The following is a 19838-nucleotide window of genomic DNA, read 5'->3' on the forward strand; positions in this document are numbered from 1 at the left end:
GTCTGGCTCCAGGCAGCATTTTAAGTCTGCATTTTTCGCTGTTTTAGCTTGAGTACGGCTTTCTCAAGCCGGTTTTTTTGTTTCATAAGCCATTCCATTTCCCGTCGAAGCTCGGTAATAGTCGTGAATAGTTGCGACTGATTGGTGCTTTCTTCCCATATATAATCAAATGGATCAATGACTTGACCGCATTGTTCGCATTCAAGCATGCGGTTTTTTTCATCGACCAGAATGGAAGAGTGCTTGCAGAAACCGGTGTGGTGATGTTTAGGGATAATGGTTGGTTTAATGCGTCCGAGTGGAATGATCTTCGTACTATCTGCCGATTCTTCAACGTTGAAGCTATCCATCTTTACAGTTATTAAGAGAGTTGCCTGATTCGATCATTGCCTGAAATCGACCCGGTTTTTATTAGAATAGGACCCTCTTTCAAATCATATGCCAGTGTATCAAGAAAGGTACCTGAAACAGAGTAATAAAAATTGGAGAGGAGTTTTGTCTTACCTGGGAAAGTTGTATCAGGCACTTTTCAGTGGCCGTTTTGTAATCTGTCGGATTAGCATTCACTAACAGCCGAACCCGATTTTCTTGGTAATCCGGGAAAAAGTCGCAACATTCGAAAAATCTTTAAAAATCATAGTCGCAGATTCGTTGCAGTATATATGCACAAAATTCCCCCATCCATTCACAATCTGGCTAAAAAACTCTGGAACTACCACCAGCTTCATCAACCACTTGAACCCGCCGACGCCATTTTCGTCCTTTGCAGTTACGATAAACGGGTGGCCGAGCGCGGGGCGCAGCTCTGGCTCGACGGATGGGCGCCCTGGCTCATTTTTTCCGGCGGTCTGGGCGTGATTACCCGTACGATGTGGAGCGAACCCGAAGCCGATCAGTTTGCCCAAATTGCGATGGATATGGGCGTTCCGGCCCCGAACATCATCATCGAAAACCGATCGACCAATACCGGCGAAAATGTGCTTTTTACCCGGCAACTGCTGGCTGAGCGGCAGCTGGATCCCGGGAGTTTTCTGCTGGTGCAAAAACCGTATATGGAACGCCGGAGTTATGCAACGTTCCGGAAAGTCTGGCCCCAGAAAATGGCGCGGGTTACCTCACCTCAAACTACGTATGAGGAATATCTGGATCACTATTCAAATCCGGAATTATCTGCGGACCAGGTGATTCATATAATGGTGGGTGACCTGCAACGGATAAAAGAGTATCCCAAAAAAGGTTTTCAGATCCCGCAGGAAATCCCGCCGGATGTTTGGGAGGCTTATGAAGAATTGGTTGACGCGGGATATAATCACCACTTGATTAAGGATTAGGAAAAAGAAAGGCGTTTTGTGCGAAGGAAAACCGGATTGCCCCTCAATCTCCCGACTGATCCCAACTTTTGCCGGTATGATAATCCTGGTGGGATTTGAATAGGGTAGACACAAAAAAAGCACTTACGATTTCTCATAAGTGCTTGATTTTGAAGAGCCCCCAGTCGGGATCGAACCAACGACCTACTGATTACAAGTCAGTTGCTCTACCAGCTGAGCTATGGAGGCAAGCAGATTTGTTCTTTGCCAAACCGGGCTTTGAACCGAAAACCGTACCTGCTGGCGGGCTTTCGTTAAATCTGGTGCAAAAATAGCAATTTTGCCTTTACGGTCAAATAGTTCTTTCGTTATTTTCCGGATAAAACCGCTTATTTCATTTTATTGCGCTTCCCGAATGACTTTCAGCTGATGCTTCAGATCCTCCAGTTGCTTTTGTGCTACCTGGATTTTCTTGTCGATATCAGCCCGCAGTTTTTCGGCGCCTTTTGAGCGGCCAAAGAATTCGATGTTGTTGTTATACACCGCAATGTCGTTCTCCAGCGTCGTCATTTTCCGGCGAATATCACCTTCTTTCTTGTATAAATCGCGCGACGAACCGGATTCACGGACCATTTCGGCTTCATTCTGTAATGTTAACAGTTCTTTTTCCTTGGGAGAAATTTTACCATTAGCGCCAACGAACGAATTAACCGCATTGATGTACCGCTTCTGAATCGATTGCATGTCTTTCTTCGGCACGTAGCCGATTTGGGACCATTCCTTTTTGAACGCGTTCAACTGCGACAGGTCGGCGTTTCCGCTGACGGCCACGGTTTCGATGCGTTCACAAAGAGCGATTTTCTTCGCCAGATTTTCTTCAAATTCTTTTTCAACTTCCTGATTCCGCGACCGTTTCTTGTTGAAAAAACCGTCACAGGCCGCCTTGAACCGTTCGAAAATCGTGTCTTTGAATTTCTCCGGAACCTGACCGATGGTTTTCCACTGGCGTTGCAACTCAATGACTTTCTGCGTGGTCTCGGCGGATTCTTCGCCCGATTCCAGAATGGCTTCCACGGCTTCGCAGAGCTGGGTTTTCGCCTTCAGGTTTTGCTCACGCTTTCCTTCCAGTTGCTTGAAAAATTCACCCTTGTGGTGGAAAAACTGCTTGAGGGCAGCCCAGAATTTTTTACTCAGTTCCTTGCCTTCATCACGCGGCATGGGTCCCCGAATAGCATTCCAGCGATCCTGCAGCACCATCACCTCACGGGTCTTTTCGTTCCAGTCATTGATGCTGTTCGACGTAAAGGAGGTAAACGGAACCAGTTCTTCGTATAATTTCGATTTCTCGTCGTACAACTGCGCCCCTTCTTTCCGAATTTCCTCATTCTGGCCCCGGCGACGGTCGTAAAGCGTGTCCAGCGCCTTTTTGAAACGCTGCCACAACACTTCCTGTTCGGCTTTGGGGGCCGGACCAATGTGTTTATATTCCTCGAAAAGACCGTTGGCTTCATCAATAATGGCTTTCGTTATGGGATTGCCTTCGTTTGACTGCACCAGCGCTTCCACCTTCTCACAGAGTTCGGTTTTCTGGGTCTGGTTTTTCTTCCGATCGAGTTCTTTTAATTCAAAATAAATATTGCGGTTGCTATAATACCGGTCGACCAGGGCGTGATAGGTCGCCCAAAGCGTGGCATTATGGGGCGACGAAACGTTACCGGCCGCTTTCCACTCATCCTGCACGTGTTTGAAGCCGTTCCAGCTGGCTTTCGGATCACCGGCGTTATTTTCATCGGCTTCAACCAGTTCGCGCAACCGCCGGAGCAGTTCCGTCTTGAGGTTGAAGTTGTTATCTTTTGCTTTTTCGAGTTGCTGGAAGTAGTGATTTTTCTGGTCTTTGATCTGTTTATACAGGCTATCGAACCGCCCAATCACTTCGTCCTGCTTGAATTCGAACCCTTCGTCTGCACCGGTTTCCTGAATATAGCGCTGGAGCGCTTCGGCCCGATCGGCAGCTTTGGATTGATCAAACAACGGACGTAATTCCTTCAGAACCTCGTCAGACCGGCGATAATCAGACGCAGAAACCGTATCGGTCTTCAGCGAAGCCAGTGTTTTTTCCAGTAAACCGACCATTTCAGACTTGGAAAGCTGGCTGTAATCCGCTGCCGGGGCCACCTCTTCAAGCTCCAGATCGGCCGCATCCGTCGGATCGGCATGCAGTTCTGTTGACGCAGAAGGCTCTAATACGGTTTCTTCAACCGCCGTCGGAGACTCGGGTTCCGGCTCTGTTCCGGCAGCTGGCGTTGGTTCAGACTCAGGGATTTCGGCCAGGGCTGCGGTCGATTCGACTTCCGTTTTGTCAGACACCTCCGACGCTGACTCGACCTCGCTTACCGGTTCTGAAGGCAACCCGGCGGCCTCTTCCTCTTCCGGTGCTGCCGTCGCCGACGGTTCCAGTTCGGGTTCAGCTACGCCAGCTGGCTCTTCCTGCGATTCCAGTTCCACGTTGTCCGTGGGGCCTTCGGTTGATTCTACCGCATCAGTCGGATCAGTCTCCGGTTTTTTCTCCTGAGATAATTCCGGGTTCAGTTCCTTGCGTTCAGTTATTTCTTGCTCTTCGCTCGCCATACGATTTTGAGAATCGTTACTTTTGCAAAAGTACGAAAAAAAGCGGATTATTAATTTTTGCTAAACTGCATCAACGGTTCGAATCGCGTATACCTATGTTATCTCATCTGGCCGACCTCCGAAAAGAGTACACCCTTAACGGTTTGGACCCTTCGGATGTTTCAATAAATCCGTTCGATCAATTCCGTCGCTGGTTCACCGAAGCGTTGACGGCCGGGGTTCCGGAACCCAATGCGATGCACCTGGCTACAGTTGGCCCGGAAAACCGCCCCTCCGGCCGAATTGTCCTTCTGAAAGGATTTGATGAAAGCGGTTTTTCATTTTTTACCAATTACCAAAGCCGAAAAGGAACAGAACTGGCCGCCGACCCATTTGCCGCGCTGACTTTTTTCTATCCGGAACTGGAACGTCAGATTCGGATTGAAGGCGTCATTCAAAAAGTGTCCTCCGAAGAATCCGACGCCTATTTTCAAGTTCGTCCGCGCGGCAGCCAGATTGGTGCCTGGGTATCGCATCAGAGTCAGGCCATCGAAAACCGGGCGGTTCTGGAAAGCCGCCAGCGGGACCTGGAAAATGAATACGAAAACCGACCGATTCCCCGGCCACCCAACTGGGGCGGTTATTTACTCATTCCCGACCGCATTGAGTTCTGGCAGGGGCGACCTAGCCGCTTGCACGACCGGGTACTTTACCGAAAAACAGGGGAGAACTGGGTCGTTGAGCGGCTGGCACCGTAATTAGGTGAATGAACAATTAACAATGAATAATCAGATTCATCAGCTTCATAATTCTTACAGGCTGACGTTTATTAAAAGAACGGGGCGTCTGTCACTCTATTAATAAAGGTTCGCAAACTGGCTGGGTGTAAAAGAAACATATAGGCAATTCCAAACAACATGCCCCACAAATGAACATCATGTGCAACATTGTCTTCTCCATAGTTGCTTTGGTACGATGAATAGATCAGGTAGCCAGTTGCAAACAGGATAAAGTAGACGGGAATAATAAACTTTAAATAGATTACTGACCAAGGTGCGTACAGAACTAAAACAAACATGACGGCAGAAACGGCTCCACTGGCTCCTACGGCTTTATAATCTGGATTATTTTTTTGTTTCTGATAGGCGGGCAAACAGGAAAATACAATCGCCAGCAGGTAAAATAGAATAAATTCGAATGACGGCAGAATACCGCCTTCAACTTCTCTGCCAAAAAAATAAAGGGTGATCATGTTAAATAGCAAATGACCTGCATCGGCATGGATAAATCCGTGGGTAATGAAGCGATAGTTCTGTGAATGATCTCCCTTTATTTTATTCGGCACAAAAAACAGTTTCTCAAACCCCTCGATATTTGAAAAACAGTATAACGATAAAATAATGTTTGTAGCAATAAGCCCTAACGTTATCAACTTAATGGGATTAAGGCGGTTTAACTAACTGCGTTTTCCGATGCTGTATCGGTTTCAGCTTGTGGTTCATCGGTTTTATCCCTCGAGAAAAATCCAATTATTTTTCTTCCGAATTTGCCGAATACTGCAATTAAACCAAGCGCAATTAATTTGATGTTTTTTAACAGTAGCGCCAGTATTCCGGCTTTTGCCAATAATTTGCCAGCCACCAGTCCGCCGATGGAATAAGCAGCCACTTGATCGATATCTGGGTTAAAATCAGTGTATTTACTACCATCTTTGAATTTGGCAATATGTATAATATCAGACACGTGTTCGGTTATATCTTTCAATTGGTCAATTGTACCAACCGCATTTAAACTTAACACGCCTTTTCGTCCCAAAATTCTTACATCGTAGTTGAGCGTCGTATCGGCTGATCCGCCGAATGCCAGCGATTTAGCCCAGTGAAGGATATTATTTTTTTTATCATAGTAAGGTTTGGCGGCCCATCCTATAACATGAACGGTAGAATACCCCTGCTTGGCTCGGGCTTCGTTTTCATCAGCCTCACTTGAATGCATTTCTTTCATCATTTCGTCGTAATCGATCTCGTCTGCGTCTTCGTCCTTGACATATCCCGATTTTTCATACGTAATGATAAAAGCCCAGGCTGCCGGATTTACGATCGAGTAGTCATCTTTTACTAACATACCCATTAACCCTTCCTGGCGAGGATTCCCCCATAAATCATAGACGACATATTCGGCGTCTTTCTGGGGCATTAACTTGTACCCTTTGGGAATTGAGAGTTTTATTTCAGAATTTAAATCGACACTCCCAGTTTGATATGGAATTTGTTTATCCTTTTCCAGTACCTCCTTAAGCTTATTAAATTGCTCTGAAGATGTAGTATCGATTTTTTGAGAAAAAGAGGAGACCGCGAAAAATAGCAACAGAAAAATACTAAGGATAGGTTTCTTCATAATTGAAATTTAATTAATTGGTAAGATATCTACTAAAAGCAGTTAATTCGGTAAAACGCGTATAAAAATGATTTGCGAAATTAATCAGAATGTTTTTTATAATAGGTTGAATTATTGAAATATTTTTTGAAAAAATTTAAGTATTCGAACCGCTAAAGACAGTAACATTATTAAGTGTCAAAAAGGTAACATAGGAACGAAAAACCCCGGCAACGAGCCAGGGTTAACGAGTATTTTAAAATGGATGTTGGAGAGCTTATTTCAAAGCAAATAAATCCGTCACGCCAATCGTCCGGTCCACGGTGAATCCTTCGCCGTATTTGACGCCGATGACGTGGCCGAACTCTTCGGCGCGGGCGCGCAGAAACTCCATAAATTCCTGGCTGGCAATGTAACTCATGGGTTCATTGCTTTTTGGATCATAAAATTGACTCTTGTATGCCAGCAATGATTCCTGTTTTTTATCGTAAAAATCGGTGATGTCGACGATAAAATCCGGTTTGATATAGCGATCCTGAATCAAGTGGTAAACGATTTTGGGCCGCCAGGCTGCCTGGTCGTTTCGGGTAGCGTCGACGCCCAGGTTGTCGACGGTTTTGATTTGCCGTAATCCAGAGTAAAAACACGCGTCAACGACCAGCTCCGACGCCCGTCCGTGATCGGGATGGCGGTCGTAAATTGCGTTGGTAATTACAATTTCGGGCTGGTATTTTCGGATGGCCACAATCAGGGCCTTTTGATGTTCTTCGTCGTTGCGGAAAAAACCGTCCCGGAAATTCATGTTTTCGCGGGCCGACAAACCCAGAATCCGGGCCGCGTCTTCGGCTTCCTGCAAGCGGATTTCGGGGGTTCCCCGGGTGCCTAACTCGCCACGCGTCAGGTCGACAATACCGACTTTTTTACCCTGCGCAACCAGTGAAAGAATCGTTCCGGCACAGCCTAGTTCGGCATCGTCGGGATGGACGGCAATTACGAGCAGATCAAGTTTCATTTCGAAGAAATCAGTAAACCTAAAGTGAACGTTTGCTAAACGCCGATTCACTTCAACCCTTAATTTTTAAACGGCATTAATGGACTCTCAACTTCTGTCCCGGTCGAATCCGCGAGCGGGTTGACAGGTGGTTTTTCCGGGCGAGCGTCGAGGCCGATAAACCGTAGCGCCGGGCAATGCTCGTCAGGGTTTCGCCCGAACGAACGCGGTGCAGAACGGTTCGTTTGAAACGGGGTTTAAAACCGGACAGATTGACATTTTTTCCCCGCAAATAATCCCAGACGGATGCCGTCAGAATAAAATGGTCGGAGATCAGCGAATTGGTCGGGAAATCGTAGACGAATGTTGGGCTAAACGGATTGCCTTCATACCGGGTTTCGAAGTGGAGGTGTGAGCCTGAACTGCGGCCGGTGCTGCCACCCAACCCAATCTGGTCACCGGCTTTGATGAGCTGACCGGATTCGACCAGCGCTTTGGATAAGTGGCCGTATACGGTTTCCAGACCGTTGTAATGACGAAGAAGAATGTAGCGTCCAAAACCGCCACCGTCCCAGCCCGAAACCCGCACAATGCCGTCGAAGGCGGCATAAACCGGGTCGCCGGTTTCGAGGTCAAGGTCCATTCCCTTGTGCCACCGTCCCCAGCGGGGGCCGAACATGGAGGTTATTTTACCATCGACCGTAGGAGCTGACCAGAACCGGTTTTGGGTTGGATCGTATAATTTGAGGTCAATGACTTCGTCGAATTGGAGCGGGTCGATGCCGTAGGGATCGACGTTGTGAGGGTCCCAGATGGCAAAATAGTCCGCAATTTTTACCCAGTCGTCCCCAACCTGAACGGAGTCAATGTATTCGACAACGGCGGGTTCACCTTCATCGATGGTGGAAGTATCCTCCGCGACGACGGGATTTACTTCTTTTTTGGGTTCAAACTGATTGTTAAAACGCAGATTGGAAGGCTCCTGCTCAAATTCCTCATCCGGTTCCTGGGTCGGGGTCTGCGTTGGGAAGTTTGGATTCTCTTTCTCTGATTTCTTTGGCTTGATGCTCAGGTTTTTCTTGAATTTACCTCGTTCCTGCGCTTCTACGGTCGATACGCTTGCCAAACAGCAAACGCTGGCGAACAGCCACCAGACTGCCAGTTTTCTCATCCTTGGGGATAAAGTTTGACAAAGGGAGTTGTGACGATTGACGATTGACCATTGTCGATGGTCAATCGTCAATCGTCACAACTCCCTTTGTGGTGGTTACAAATTGTATATCATTTACGCTTCCGCGTGCATTTCAACTTCTTTCATGGCTAGATACCGCTCGGCATCCAGTGCAGCCATACAACCCGTACCGGCCGCCGTAATGGCCTGGCGGTAAATGTTATCCTGGGCATCTCCGCAGGCAAAAACACCCGGAACATTGGTCCGGCTGCTGCCTTTTTCGGTAATGATATACCCGGTTTCATCCATTTCAACGTACGGTTTGAAAATAGCCGTATTGGGCTCGTGACCAATGGCAACAAAAAAGCCGGAAACATCAATAACGCGTTTTTCGCCCGTTACCGTATTTTTGATCAGCGCTCCGGTTACTTCGTCTTCACCCAGCACCTCTTCCGTTTCGCTGTTCCACAGGATTTCAATGTTTGGCAGCGATTTTACGCGGTTCTGCATAAATTTCGACGCCCGCATTTCGCCCCGGCGAACAATCATGTACACTTTCCGGCACAGGTTGGCGAGGTAACTGGCTTCTTCAGCCGCGGTATCACCTGCTCCAACGATAGCAACATCCTTGCCACGAAAGAAAAAACCGTCACAAACCGCGCAGGCCGAAACGCCCAGACCGTTAAGACGCATTTCCGACGGCAGCCCCAGCCATTTGGCCGATGCCCCGGTTGAGATGATGACGACATTCGCACTGATCTCCTGCTGTTCGTCAACGGTTGCTTTGTGAATGGAACCGGAAAAATCGACGGCGGTTACCACACCGTAGCGAATATCGGTACCAAACCGGCGGGCCTGTTGTTCCAAATCCACCATCAGTTGTTGACCGTGGACGCCTTCCGGATAGCCGGGGAAATTATCTACTTCGTTGGTAATCGTGAGTTGACCGCCCGGTTGCATTCCCTGGTAAAGAACGGGCTTCATCCCCGCCCGGGAAGCATAAATAGCGGCTGTATATCCGGCCGGACCGGAACCAATAATAAGGCAATTAACGTGTTCAGTGGTCATTAGCTGACAAAAAATAGAGTGTTTAATCGGGGTGGCTCTGAAGGAAAAACCGGGCCAGACACTGAAAAAACAAGCGCAAAGGTGCAAAAAATTCCCGGCGAAACCAAGTTGGGAGATAATGAACAATTTACATTGAATAATGAAAATTCGACACAGAAATTAGCAGTAAATTGGTCTGGAATTGCCTTTTCTTCGTTCGTTTTACCGGAAACCCATCAGCCAGATTGGGCGGTTTTTAATGGAAAATTAAGTTGATGGTGAAAAAATCAATAAGCCCACGGTTTTAGTCGTGGGCTAGTATTTTCTTCGAGAAAATCAGTGGTTCTTTAATCCTTTCCCGGTTTTCCGCCTTCAATTAAAGTTAAAGACTTGAGGAGATGATCACTGTAATCGTAAATGTTATTCAGAGACTGAATTTCATATTTTACCTCCTTCCGGGATTCATCCAGAAAGGCTATGTATTTCTTCTGGCTATTCATGTACATTCGACACAGCGGTTTTCTATTATTATCGTCCAGCAGAATCGCAAAATACGATTGAGCATCACGATGGAAAATTCGCTCACCATCGATCGTTGATCGTAATATGGCCCGAACAATATAGTAGGATTCCATTTCCTCTGCCGTGGTTACTATGTTTGGTTCCTTCTTCGTTTCGATTGCCGGCTCAGGAGCACTGGTTGGCGCAGTGGATGGCAAATCCTGCTGCTCTTCAATAGTAAGTGCAGATTTTAGACGGTCGGTTATCTGATCGGAAATGATTTGTTGAAAGCCCTTCTTAATCAATGCTTTAAAGTAATCGAACATTTTAGCGTGGAGCAATCCCGGGTAAACCTGCTTTGCAATGTAACGAACCAATGCGTCGGATGGGTCGGCCATTTCCTGCGCAATTAGCGGTTTTAGTTCACCCATGTATTTTAGCTCACTTGCGGTCGAGAGAATGGACTCTACATCAAAATATGATTTATGAAATTTCTTCAGTTCCTCAATTTGAGCATCTTTCGGATCGGTCAAATTGATTTCCAGAAATGGCTTTTGGTCCATTTTATTCGTTTCTATCAAATCAGTATAGAACCGATAGATTACTCCATTGGTCAGAATGCCAAACCGGGCTTTTGTGACGTGGAAATATCGAAGGAGTTGATTGTCGTGTAAGGTTAGGCTCTGGTTATGGTGCTTGCATTCAATCAGAATTATCGGTTGCCCGTCCTTCATTATAGCGTAGTCAACTTTTTCCCCTTTTTTAGTACCAATGTCACTAATAAACTCGGGAGAAACTTCATGTGGGTCGAATACATCGTAGCCCAATGCATTGAGAAAGGGAAGAATCAAAGCGGTTTTGGTGGCTTCCTCAGTTTGAATCGAATCCTTTAACCGACTGATGCGTTCACCAATTTTTTTGATGGTGTCTTTAAAATCCATAGAGTTTAAAAGATAGGTTTATTGGACGAGTCTAATTATAAATTTAATAAGTACAATATTAATATGTTTTTTGGTAATCGGTAATAAATAATGAAAGGGGAGACCTTAAGAGGATTGGGGTAGAATGGAATAGAACCTTCCTTTGGTCAAATTGAAAACCTAATTGGATCGAAATCAACTCTTATGAAAAGACGCAAATTTGTTCAGGCTTCCCTGCTTGCTGGTACAGCTACCGGTTTTCTGCCTTCCGTAAACCCGTCGGAAAGTGGACAGCAAAGCGGGCCATCCGAATTTTATGAATTGCGGATTTATACGTTAAAGAATGGCAAACAGCAGAAACTGGTTGAGAACTATTTTCAAAACGCCCTGATTCCGGCACTCAATCGGTTGGGTAGCAAAACGATTGGTGTTTTTACCGAGTATCTTGCGCAAGGCTTCACCAAACTGGTTGCCGTTATTCCGTTTCAATCGCTCGACGATTATTTTAAACTGCCGGACACTTTAGCCCGGGATTCGGCTTACCAGCAAGCGGCCGCGGATTATTTGAATGCTCCGGCGACGGAACCGGCCTATGAGCGCATTGAAAGCTCGCTGTTGAAGTCATTTGCGTATATGCCAAAGCTGGAAGCGCCGGAGAAAAAACCGCGTATTTTTGAACTGCGTCGCTACGAAAGCCACAACGAAACCGCCGGAAAAAAGAAAATCGAGATGTTTAACGAGGGGGGGGAAATCGCCATTTTCAAGCGGGTCGGCCTCACCCCGGTTTTTTTCGGCGAAACGCTGATCGGTCCCCAGCGCCCGAATCTGACGTACATGCTGACATTCGACAACATGGAGGAGCACGACCTGAACTGGAAAGCATTTGGCAGTGATCCCGAATGGAAAAAAATCAGTGCCATTCCCGAATACACCAACGCCCGGATCGTCTCCAACATCGTCCGTACGTTCCTGATTCCCACCGCTTTTTCCCAAATTTAACCCGCTATAGCTGGGTGCTCAAATACATCAGTAAAGCCGAGAAAAGTAAAGCGGCCGTGAAAAACATAGCTGATTGAATGTAGGTGTATACCCGATAGGCGGTTTTGCCTTTTTCCTGACGGGCTTTATAAAAAAGAATGCTCCCGATAACGACATACGATACGGTCAGGAAGGTAAGTAAGTAAATCATCGGCCGGATTCGATTCGTGAATTGCACCTAACTAAGTCACTTCTGTCTTTTAGCGCATTTTTGTGGTATATTTTCAGTATAATCTTACTGATCTGCAAAAACCGTTAACTAAAAGTCTTAAAAGTGATACAAGTAAGTCATTTTTGGTTTCATAATTTCGTTTTTATGACATATATTTGCTAGTAAATATAGCATAACTAAATTATAACGACGGACGATGCAACCCATCCAATCTCGCATTTGGGACGGCCAGAAAATGCTTTACATGGCCGGGCTGCCCATGGCCCCAGAACCCTATTTGACCATCTGGCTTCAAGAGGCCATTGCGCTTGTTAGTCAGGTACCGCCTTGTTACGAGGAGATGCAGCAAACCAGCTTTGCCTGGCGGCTGATGCGCACCATCGGGCAGTCAGATCGGCAGGGCATTTTACTATACGAAAACGATCTGGTGGAGTGGGATGGGCGAATTTTCGAAATTGGCTGGTCGAATCACCGCTGCGGATACGCATTGTTTCAACCGCTGGGAACCGGTGAGTTTCCGGCTTTTTCCCTCAGTGCGCTGCACGCCCGTCAGTTGCGGGTGTTGGGAAACCGGTTTGAACACCCCCAATTGCTCGAGCAGCGGTTTTTGTCGCAGGCAGCCTGACTACAATAGAATTTTTTAAGGGCGTTTTGTTATCCACACCATTTTTTGTCCTTTTCCGGCATGTTGATTATGCCAACAGGATACCATTTATACTTCCGACGCCTTTCTGGCGCGGGAGTATAAATGGTATCTCGTGTGAAAACCGTCCGGTTTTTAGTCCGTAGAGGTATCGTTACGCTCTTTTCTACATCAAAACCGGCACAGCTAAGCGGTTTTACTTCATCAATTGCTGCCGTTTTTCAAGGTTCGATGACGCAGAGCGGGTGAAGATCAGTTCCGCATTGACGTCCGGTTTGGTGGTGTCGAGGATGCGGGCCAGCGTAGATTCGACGGTCGATCGGTCATCGTCAAAATCCCCGTGGTGACGTGAAGTCGACTTGCTTTTCGGATCTTTTGATTCGTTGTTGGGCGACTGAACCCAATCCGCATTTTTCGACTTGAAGAGTTTGACTAATTCGGGGTCTTTGGCAATGAATTTGGCCATGCCCAGGATTGGCTCTCCATCGCGGAACAACGGGATCCGGGGTTTATTTTCAAACGCATTCGATACCAGATACAGTAGGGATTTGTTGTAAACTTTCGAGCAATTGTCGTCCTGCTCCGCTTCATCGGTGAGGGTATACAAGGCAAACCGGTTGATCTTCTTGCTGTTAATGGCCGGTAAGTAGGCTTCCTTGAAGAGCTTGACGGTGCAGGCCGGGGCCCACAATGTGCAGGATTCGATCTTCAATTTCAGCTCGGAGGTGATGGCCTGGATGAGTGGCGCGTGAAAAATGCTACCGGCGCTATGTCCGACCACGTGGATTTCGACCTTCGGATCATTGGCCAGTTCGGCAATGTATTTCAACGCAATCCGTGCCCCACCGTTCGCTTTATGGGTCGCCATGAGTCCATTTTCCTTCATTTCGTCCCACTGCATTTTTCCCATCAGCAGTCGGGCGACCGGTTCCAGGGCGTCATCGAGCCGGTCCAGCATGAAATCCTTGCTGGCGTCCAGAATGCCCTCCGGCCGTCGGCGTTTCAGTGCATCCTGTAGAATATTGGTCGTGGTTGTCCAGAAATCGGTATGCCAGATGAACGAAACCGGATAAACCTGCGCATCCAGCAAAGCCGGACGGTAATCGGCCAGGCGCTGAACGGCGGCATCTTCACCCACTAAACCACCGTGCGCGTACAGCAACAGCCGTTTTCGGGACCAGTTAGCGGTTTTCTCGCGAAAATCTTCCATGAAAATGGTTTCAACCTCTTCGGCCGACGTGCCAAAGCTGCCGCCACCGTTTAGTTTCCCATCGTTACCGATGCTGATGAGGTGCGGACGAAGCTCGGAAAACGCGTACGCATTCGACTTTCCGGAAGTTGCCGAATTGCTAATGGCAATGGATTGCGGTTTCGACAGCATAACCGGGGCTCCCAGCCGGGCTACCCAAACGTCCGTTCCGTTCACCAGCCAGTCGTCGTACGAAATCAACCCAAAACCGTCTTTGCCCCAGGTTTCGCTCCAGGAATTCTGAATCCAGAAACCGTTCTCATCATACGCGACAATTGCGAATGCGTGGCCCCCCAATACTTCTTCGTTAAATTCGATAACGCCGTCTTCTTTCACAGTCTGCCAGCCAGCGTGAACGGTCGCCGTTGCGTACAAGATTCCTACTTCTGCCATGGCCGTGTGCATGGCAACCAGGTCCTTGTGATTCACGCGGTAATACGCTCCCAAAGGCCGTTTTCGTGCATCGCTGGTTCGTTTTTCGGTCAGACGTTCATTTTTTGCCGACGGTTCATAAGGCCAGCAATCGTCTCCGCATATGCCGTGTTTGTGCCAGCCTTTCATCGCGCCCCGCGCGCTCGAACCGCTGTACTCTTCGCCCGGCCATTCGTCGTACCGCCGGGCCATTTCGTAGAGCATTCGCGGACTTACTTTATTCGGATCGGACACCACTTTCCGACGACGGAGGAGGTAATTAGCCACCGTAGCCAGCCCAAAACCGGTACAGGCTCCTTCCTGACCCTGATCCAGAATTGGAACTTTCCAATATTTGTATTCCTCCAGATCGATCCGGGTGGGGACCTCATAGAGGTTGGGTACGTATATCTTATCGCGGAAATCAAGCGAATCGGGTCGTGCGTTGAATTCACGCGGAGTTGTGGTTGGGGAGGTAGCCATCGGTCGTTACGAGTTAGGAATATGGTTTGAAAATAGGGTGACTCGGGTGATTAAATGGGCCGGGAAATGCGGTTTTACGGTTTCTTTTTCGCCTGCGCTTCCAGAATCATTTGTAACTGAGCTTTTGATTCAGTAACATGCTCGTAACTCCCTTCCCCTAAGGTGGCTAGCCTTCGTAAATTCGCCGAATTAATCTCATTACGGCTGAAGGTTAACACTGTAAGATTGATCTCTTTACGGGCGGCTTGTCCGACAAGTTCATAGACCGAATCACTGATTGGAAATTCACCGTCGGTGGCCAGAATGATGCGGTTATTTCCCGACGGAATGAAGTGTTTGTCGGCCAGTTTGTAAGCCGTTCGTATCCCGTCATTCCCGTCGGTTTCGCCCGTTGAGCGAAGTTGATCGATGGCCTGGGTAATCTCGGCGGTCTTTGAACCGGAAGTCGGCGGCAATACCACTTTGGCTTTTCCCGAATACACGACAATCGAAACCTGATCTTCGGTCCGCAGCAAGGGGAGTAACGATTTGATGGATTTTTTCAATAACGGCATCTTGTAGGGCGAATCCATCGAAGCGGATACATCCAGCAATAAAACCAGGTGGTTGGTGGCAAAACCGTCCAGCGTCGGAGCGGCTTCTTTGGGTGCTGGATTGGCCGGTATGGAGCGAATCGGTTCGGTTTTCTCCGGAACCGAAACCACCGATTCCGGAGCGTGTGGTTCCGGTTTTTCAACCACCAGACGTCCCGGTTTGGGCCTGTTGAGTCGCTGAAAAGCGAACAGGTTGGGTTCCATGATCGTTTTCAGAACCCCGGCTTTGGCCAGCTCACTGAATTTATTGTACTGATAAACCAATTCGTTGTTGTAGAAAAAATAGAACGATTCGTACGGATGCGACCCGTAGGGCGTGGCCGGTTTTAGATTCTGCGCTTTTACGGCAAACCGCCCGGTATTTTCGGCCAGATCTTCGTAGGGTGAATACGGACAAAGGCCGTTGCTGCGACCGTAGCGCGTCAATCCTTTCAGGTTTTTGTATTCATCCGTAATGAGCGATCGCCGGTTCGCTTCGAGTTTTTCGGTTTCTGGTAATTGCGTGGTTTCTTCTTTGTAAAACGACCGAACGGCGAACAAAACCGCTTTGCTATTGTCGATGGCTTTGATCAGTTCCTGCCCGGAAACAATCCAGGAACTCGTGGGATTGACCGGTTTGTAACTTTCGTGAATCCGACGGATATCTGCGTACAGATTCTCCTTTTTCTGGTCGAATAGGTCAAACAAGCGCGCGTAACGGTCCAGGATTTCGTCGGATCGTTGCAAACCATCCTGTTCGTAGTGTTTTTCCTGCGTGTAATTAATCAACTCAATACTCAGCCCGTCCATTTCCCTGAGGATGTTCATTAATACCTCCGCCTGGGAATTAATGGCTGTCCGATAAATATCCGGGATCGACTTACTTCCACTGAGCAAAAGCGGGTAGTCGGCCGCCGGGATTTTGTAGTCAGAATGGAAATACGTCAATGGACCGCGCCGACGGTTAGGGTCTGGATTTCGGTAATATTCCGCCGACGATTGGTAGTTGCGAACCTGAATCTGGAGGTGATTCATCTGCCGCAGCGATTCGTTGATGAAGTCGATATAAGCATTCAGGGCGTGGAAGGTAGCGTCAGAAGCCGGTGTCGCCGACGGTTTTATTTGAAATTCAATTCGAGGAATGTCCTTAAACGGTTGGGTACGAGCGGTTTTCGGCGGGCTGACTGCCGTTGATTCCAAAACAAAAACCGGGCAAAACCGGGGGAAATCCAGTAACTGTTTCGCCGACTTGCTGTAGTTGACAAATTCATGGTAAAACGCCAGTAAGTCATTGTTATAATGATTGATCAGGTTCAGATAAACCGCATTGCCGTGTTTCGCCGATTGCCGGGCCGCAAATGTGTCGTCATTGACGGCGTTCTGTTTCAAATCCATAATGGATTGCAGGGCATTTTTGAACGAACCCACCATACTCGAAGCGGGATAGTCGATTCCGGTAGCCGCAGCATTAAATCCGGCCAGCAGTTCGGCATCTTTCAACATGCTTTCCCGAATGCTGTCCACCGGCCAGTCCGACCGGTTTTCTTCGTTGAGCGTATACGGCCAGGACGCCAGCGTCTGTTTTTCCCGGTTCAGAATCTGCACCATGTCGCGCTCCATGCGCAGGTACGGATTAGTGGCGTCATAAGGCTGGTGCTGTCGGTAAATCCGTTGAATCTGGCGGTAAAAAGCATCCCGTTTTCGGCTGATCTGACCCAGCTGCTTCTGCATCTCGGCCAGCAGTGCGTCTGATTTTTTCAATCCGTCGCGCTGGTAATCGTTCAGCCGAACGTAAGTTTCCAGTGATTTTCCCGATTGGTCGAAGGTTTCCAGCAATTGCCAGAGCGCCTGGGTTTCTTCGTTCAATTGCTGGATTTCCTTCGAACTCAGACCCGAGTGGGCAGTTGCCAGGGCTTTTTTGTAATAATATTCCTCCAGCGGTCCCGATGAGGGAAGCCGTAGCAAAACCGTTGCGTTACTGCGAAACTGCCTGGTGGAGGCATAATACGACTGCAACACCTGAAACCGGTCAAAAACCACATCGACCGACTGGTTCAGAAAGGCAACGTATTGATTGAGTGATTGTTGGGGCGGTTCCTGCTGGGAATACGCCGAACTGTAAGCTGCGACAAAAAGGATGGCTAAAAGGAAAGTAGTGTTCATAGGGGTTTGTTGTACGAACGGATCATGTTCCGTCAAAATCTGCAATCAGTTCCTGAAAGTGTGGATAAGGACTTCTATACGAATGAATTAAGCTGCAAGTTCGAACCTTTCGTGGAAGGTAACGATACCGTTTACGAAAAACCGCCCATCCCGTTTCAATCCATTACCTTTGTCCATGGATTATTTCAAAAACCTGCTCGATTTACTCAAAATTGAACGTGAAGAAGACCGGAATCAGTACCGCAGACTCACCGAAACCACTTCCATTGCCGAACGCCGGGCCAACGGTCTGACCTGGTACCCGATCGCCATTCGAGGTTCGGAAATGAGCCGGGGCGATTACCTGACCGTCGAGGTGGAGCGCACGACGCATCACGATCTGTCTCACCAACTCCGGGCGGGTATGCCTGCTTTGTTTTTCAGTAACCACGATCCGCAAAAAGATCGGGTGGAAGGCACGATCACGCACCAGAGCGGAAACCGCCTGAAAATCACGCTGCTGACCGACGAACTGCCCGACTGGTCGCGGGATGGCAAGCTGGGCGTGGAAATGCTTTTTGATGACAAAAGTTATGACGAGATGCAGGATGCGGTGAAACAGGCTAACGCGCTTGCCGAAAATCCGCAAAACCGTCTGGTCGGCATTTTAACGGGGCAGAGATCACCGACTTTTCACCCCAACCTGCCCCCAATCCATAATCCGCGACTGAACGACAGCCAAAACCGGGCGGTGGAAAAAATCCGGGCTGCCAATGAACTTGCCATTGTGCATGGTCCGCCCGGAACCGGTAAAACCACGACGCTGGTCCAGGCCATCAAAACGCTGATCAAGCAGGAGCATCAGAAGATACTGGTGGTTGCGCCCAGCAATACTGCCGTCGATCTGTTGAGCGAAAAACTGCACGAGGAGGGACTAAATGTGCTGCGGGTGGGCAATCCGGCCCGCGTTTCAGAGCGGCTGACGGCATTGACGCTGGATCAGAAAATGGCCGATCACCACCTGATGAAAGAAGCCAAAAAGCTGAAAAAACAGGCCAACGAATTCCGAAACATGGCGCACAAGTACAAACGGAACTTTGGCAAAGCCGAACGCGACCAGCGAAAAGCCCTGTTTGACGAAGCGCACCGGATTCTGAAAGACGTAGGCAATACCGAACAATACATCATCGACGACCTGGTGGCGAAAGCGCAGGTAATCACGGCCACGCTGGTAGGGTCCAACCAGTACATGATTCGGAACCTGACGTTTCACACGGTGGTGATCGACGAAGCCGGGCAGGCGCTGGAACCGGCCTGCTGGATTCCGATCCTGAAAGCGCAGAAATTGGTTCTGGCGGGTGATCATTGCCAGCTTGCGCCCACCATCAAGTCGGCCGAAGCCGCCCGGAAAGGTCTGAGTACGACCTTGCTGGAAAAATGTGTTTTGCTTCATCCGGAAGCCGTAAGTCTGCTGGACGAACAATACCGCATGCACGAGCGGATCATGGGCTATTCGTCGAAGGTCTTTTACGGAAGCCAGCTCAAAGCCCATGCATCGGTGGCCACGCATGAGTTGTTTCCGGGCGATCGTGCGTTGCATTTCATCGACACGGCGGGCTGCGGTTTTGAGGAAAAGCTGGAAGGCACCAGTTCCACCAATCCGGAAGAAGCCAGCCTGTTAATCAAACACTTAACCCAGGTTGTGACCGAACTCAGGCCGTATTATTCACCTTCGGATTTTCCGACCATTGCGGTTATTTCGCCTTACAAACAGCAACTGGCGGTTTTGAATGAACAACTGCTCCATGCGCCGGACTTGCAGCCATATCTTCCCAAAATCTCGGTCAACACCATCGATAGTTTTCAGGGGCAGGAGCGCGACATCGTCTATATTTCCATGACGCGGAGCAATGATCAACAGGAGATCGGTTTTCTGGCCGACATTCGCCGGATGAACGTGGCCATGACCCGCGCCCGCAAGAAACTCGTCGTGGTCGGGGATAGCGCGACGCTGGCCAGTCTGCCATTCTACGCCGATTTTATTACGTATGCCGAGCAACACAACGCCTATCAAAGTGCCTGGGAATGGCTTTGATGCACCTTATCAACCAACCGTCAGCAACTTATTTTTTGGCAAAAACCGGTATGTAAACACCGGTTTTGTCTTTTACCGGTAATTCAACCGACTTCCTTCGTTTTTGTATC

17 protein-coding genes and 1 tRNA gene are annotated in these 19838 nt (G+C 48.4%); 6 read left to right on the plus strand and 12 right to left on the minus strand.

Going from position 1 to position 19838, the window contains the following annotated elements:
• Nucleotides 1-20 precede the first annotated feature (20 nt).
• Nucleotides 21-350 carry a hypothetical protein gene (locus EHT25_RS03580; RefSeq protein ID WP_124870765.1) on the minus strand — a complete coding sequence of 110 codons (330 nt, stop codon included), beginning with the start codon at nucleotides 348-350 and terminating at the stop codon, nucleotides 21-23.
• 312 nt (nucleotides 351-662) lie between these two features.
• Here EHT25_RS03580 and EHT25_RS03585 point away from each other — a divergent pair, with 312 nt between their 5' ends.
• Nucleotides 663-1331 (plus strand): YdcF family protein, encoded by a 669-nt coding sequence (locus tag EHT25_RS03585; RefSeq protein ID WP_124870768.1) that lies wholly within the window; start codon nucleotides 663-665, stop codon nucleotides 1329-1331.
• Between the two features lie 155 nt (nucleotides 1332-1486).
• On the opposite strand, the gene EHT25_RS03590 is transcribed toward EHT25_RS03585, so the two are convergent.
• Both EHT25_RS03590 and EHT25_RS03595 read right to left on the minus strand, forming a co-directional pair.
• Nucleotides 1487-1559: transfer RNA gene (locus EHT25_RS03590), tRNA-Thr, on the minus strand.
• 150 nt (nucleotides 1560-1709) lie between these two features.
• Nucleotides 1710-3938: a DUF349 domain-containing protein gene (locus EHT25_RS03595; protein WP_124870772.1), complete on the minus strand. Its 2229-nt coding sequence runs from the start codon at nucleotides 3936-3938 to the stop codon at nucleotides 1710-1712.
• Nucleotides 3939-4033: 95 nt separating this feature from the next.
• Between EHT25_RS03595 and pdxH the strand changes: the two genes are divergently transcribed.
• On the plus strand, nucleotides 4034-4675 hold the full coding sequence (gene pdxH / locus EHT25_RS03600; protein ID WP_124870775.1) for a pyridoxamine 5'-phosphate oxidase: 642 nt from the start codon (nucleotides 4034-4036) through the stop codon (nucleotides 4673-4675).
• 71 nt (nucleotides 4676-4746) lie between these two features.
• Here the strand turns inward: pdxH and EHT25_RS03605 are convergent, their stop codons facing one another.
• From EHT25_RS03605 to trxB, 5 genes are all read right to left on the minus strand, one after another.
• Nucleotides 4747-5349, minus strand: a complete 603-nt coding sequence (locus tag EHT25_RS03605) for a rhomboid family intramembrane serine protease (RefSeq protein ID WP_185731273.1) — start codon at nucleotides 5347-5349, stop codon at nucleotides 4747-4749.
• A gap of 20 nt (nucleotides 5350-5369) precedes the next feature.
• On the minus strand, nucleotides 5370-6314 hold the full coding sequence (locus EHT25_RS03610; RefSeq protein ID WP_124870781.1) for a DUF2167 domain-containing protein: 945 nt from the start codon (nucleotides 6312-6314) through the stop codon (nucleotides 5370-5372).
• A 256-nt stretch (nucleotides 6315-6570) separates the two neighbouring features.
• Nucleotides 6571-7305 carry a bacillithiol biosynthesis deacetylase BshB1 gene (gene bshB1 / locus EHT25_RS03615; protein ID WP_124870784.1) on the minus strand — a complete coding sequence of 245 codons (735 nt, stop codon included), beginning with the start codon at nucleotides 7303-7305 and terminating at the stop codon, nucleotides 6571-6573.
• 76 nt (nucleotides 7306-7381) lie between these two features.
• A complete protein-coding gene (locus EHT25_RS03620) occupies nucleotides 7382-8455 on the minus strand; it encodes a peptidoglycan DD-metalloendopeptidase family protein (RefSeq protein ID WP_124870786.1) in 1074 nt (357 codons plus the stop codon).
• Nucleotides 8456-8569: 114 nt separating this feature from the next.
• Nucleotides 8570-9523, minus strand: coding sequence for a thioredoxin-disulfide reductase (gene trxB, locus EHT25_RS03625; RefSeq protein WP_124870789.1), 954 nt, complete (start codon nucleotides 9521-9523; stop codon nucleotides 8570-8572).
• Nucleotides 9524-9541: 18 nt separating this feature from the next.
• On the opposite strand from trxB, the gene EHT25_RS32575 reads away from it, so the two are divergent.
• On the plus strand, nucleotides 9542-9778 hold the full coding sequence (locus EHT25_RS32575) for a hypothetical protein (RefSeq protein WP_124870792.1): 237 nt from the start codon (nucleotides 9542-9544) through the stop codon (nucleotides 9776-9778).
• 71 nt (nucleotides 9779-9849) lie between these two features.
• Here the strand turns inward: EHT25_RS32575 and EHT25_RS03635 are convergent, their stop codons facing one another.
• Nucleotides 9850-10944, minus strand: a complete 1095-nt coding sequence (locus EHT25_RS03635) for a type I restriction endonuclease (RefSeq protein ID WP_124870795.1) — start codon at nucleotides 10942-10944, stop codon at nucleotides 9850-9852.
• A gap of 183 nt (nucleotides 10945-11127) precedes the next feature.
• On the opposite strand from EHT25_RS03635, the gene EHT25_RS03640 reads away from it, so the two are divergent.
• Nucleotides 11128-11922: an NIPSNAP family protein gene (locus EHT25_RS03640; protein ID WP_124870798.1), complete on the plus strand. Its 795-nt coding sequence runs from the start codon at nucleotides 11128-11130 to the stop codon at nucleotides 11920-11922.
• A 4-nt stretch (nucleotides 11923-11926) separates the two neighbouring features.
• Here the strand turns inward: EHT25_RS03640 and EHT25_RS03645 are convergent, their stop codons facing one another.
• Nucleotides 11927-12112 carry a hypothetical protein gene (locus tag EHT25_RS03645; protein ID WP_124870802.1) on the minus strand — a complete coding sequence of 62 codons (186 nt, stop codon included), beginning with the start codon at nucleotides 12110-12112 and terminating at the stop codon, nucleotides 11927-11929.
• A gap of 217 nt (nucleotides 12113-12329) precedes the next feature.
• Here EHT25_RS03645 and EHT25_RS03650 point away from each other — a divergent pair, with 217 nt between their 5' ends.
• Nucleotides 12330-12758 (plus strand): YopX family protein, encoded by a 429-nt coding sequence (locus EHT25_RS03650; protein WP_124870805.1) that lies wholly within the window; start codon nucleotides 12330-12332, stop codon nucleotides 12756-12758.
• Nucleotides 12759-12972: 214 nt separating this feature from the next.
• On the opposite strand, the gene EHT25_RS03655 is transcribed toward EHT25_RS03650, so the two are convergent.
• Both EHT25_RS03655 and EHT25_RS03660 read right to left on the minus strand, forming a co-directional pair.
• Nucleotides 12973-14919: a C1 family peptidase gene (locus EHT25_RS03655; RefSeq protein ID WP_124870808.1), complete on the minus strand. Its 1947-nt coding sequence runs from the start codon at nucleotides 14917-14919 to the stop codon at nucleotides 12973-12975.
• A 74-nt stretch (nucleotides 14920-14993) separates the two neighbouring features.
• Complete coding sequence (locus EHT25_RS03660) at nucleotides 14994-17654, minus strand: vWA domain-containing protein (RefSeq protein WP_124870811.1); 2661 nt, start codon at nucleotides 17652-17654, stop codon at nucleotides 14994-14996.
• A 175-nt stretch (nucleotides 17655-17829) separates the two neighbouring features.
• Here EHT25_RS03660 and EHT25_RS03665 point away from each other — a divergent pair, with 175 nt between their 5' ends.
• On the plus strand, nucleotides 17830-19728 hold the full coding sequence (locus EHT25_RS03665; RefSeq protein WP_124870813.1) for an AAA domain-containing protein: 1899 nt from the start codon (nucleotides 17830-17832) through the stop codon (nucleotides 19726-19728).
• The last annotated feature ends 110 nt before the right edge of the window (nucleotides 19729-19838 follow it).

It is taken from the genome of Larkinella rosea, assembly GCF_003858635.1.
GTDB classification, from domain to species: domain Bacteria; phylum Bacteroidota; class Bacteroidia; order Cytophagales; family Spirosomataceae; genus Larkinella; species Larkinella rosea.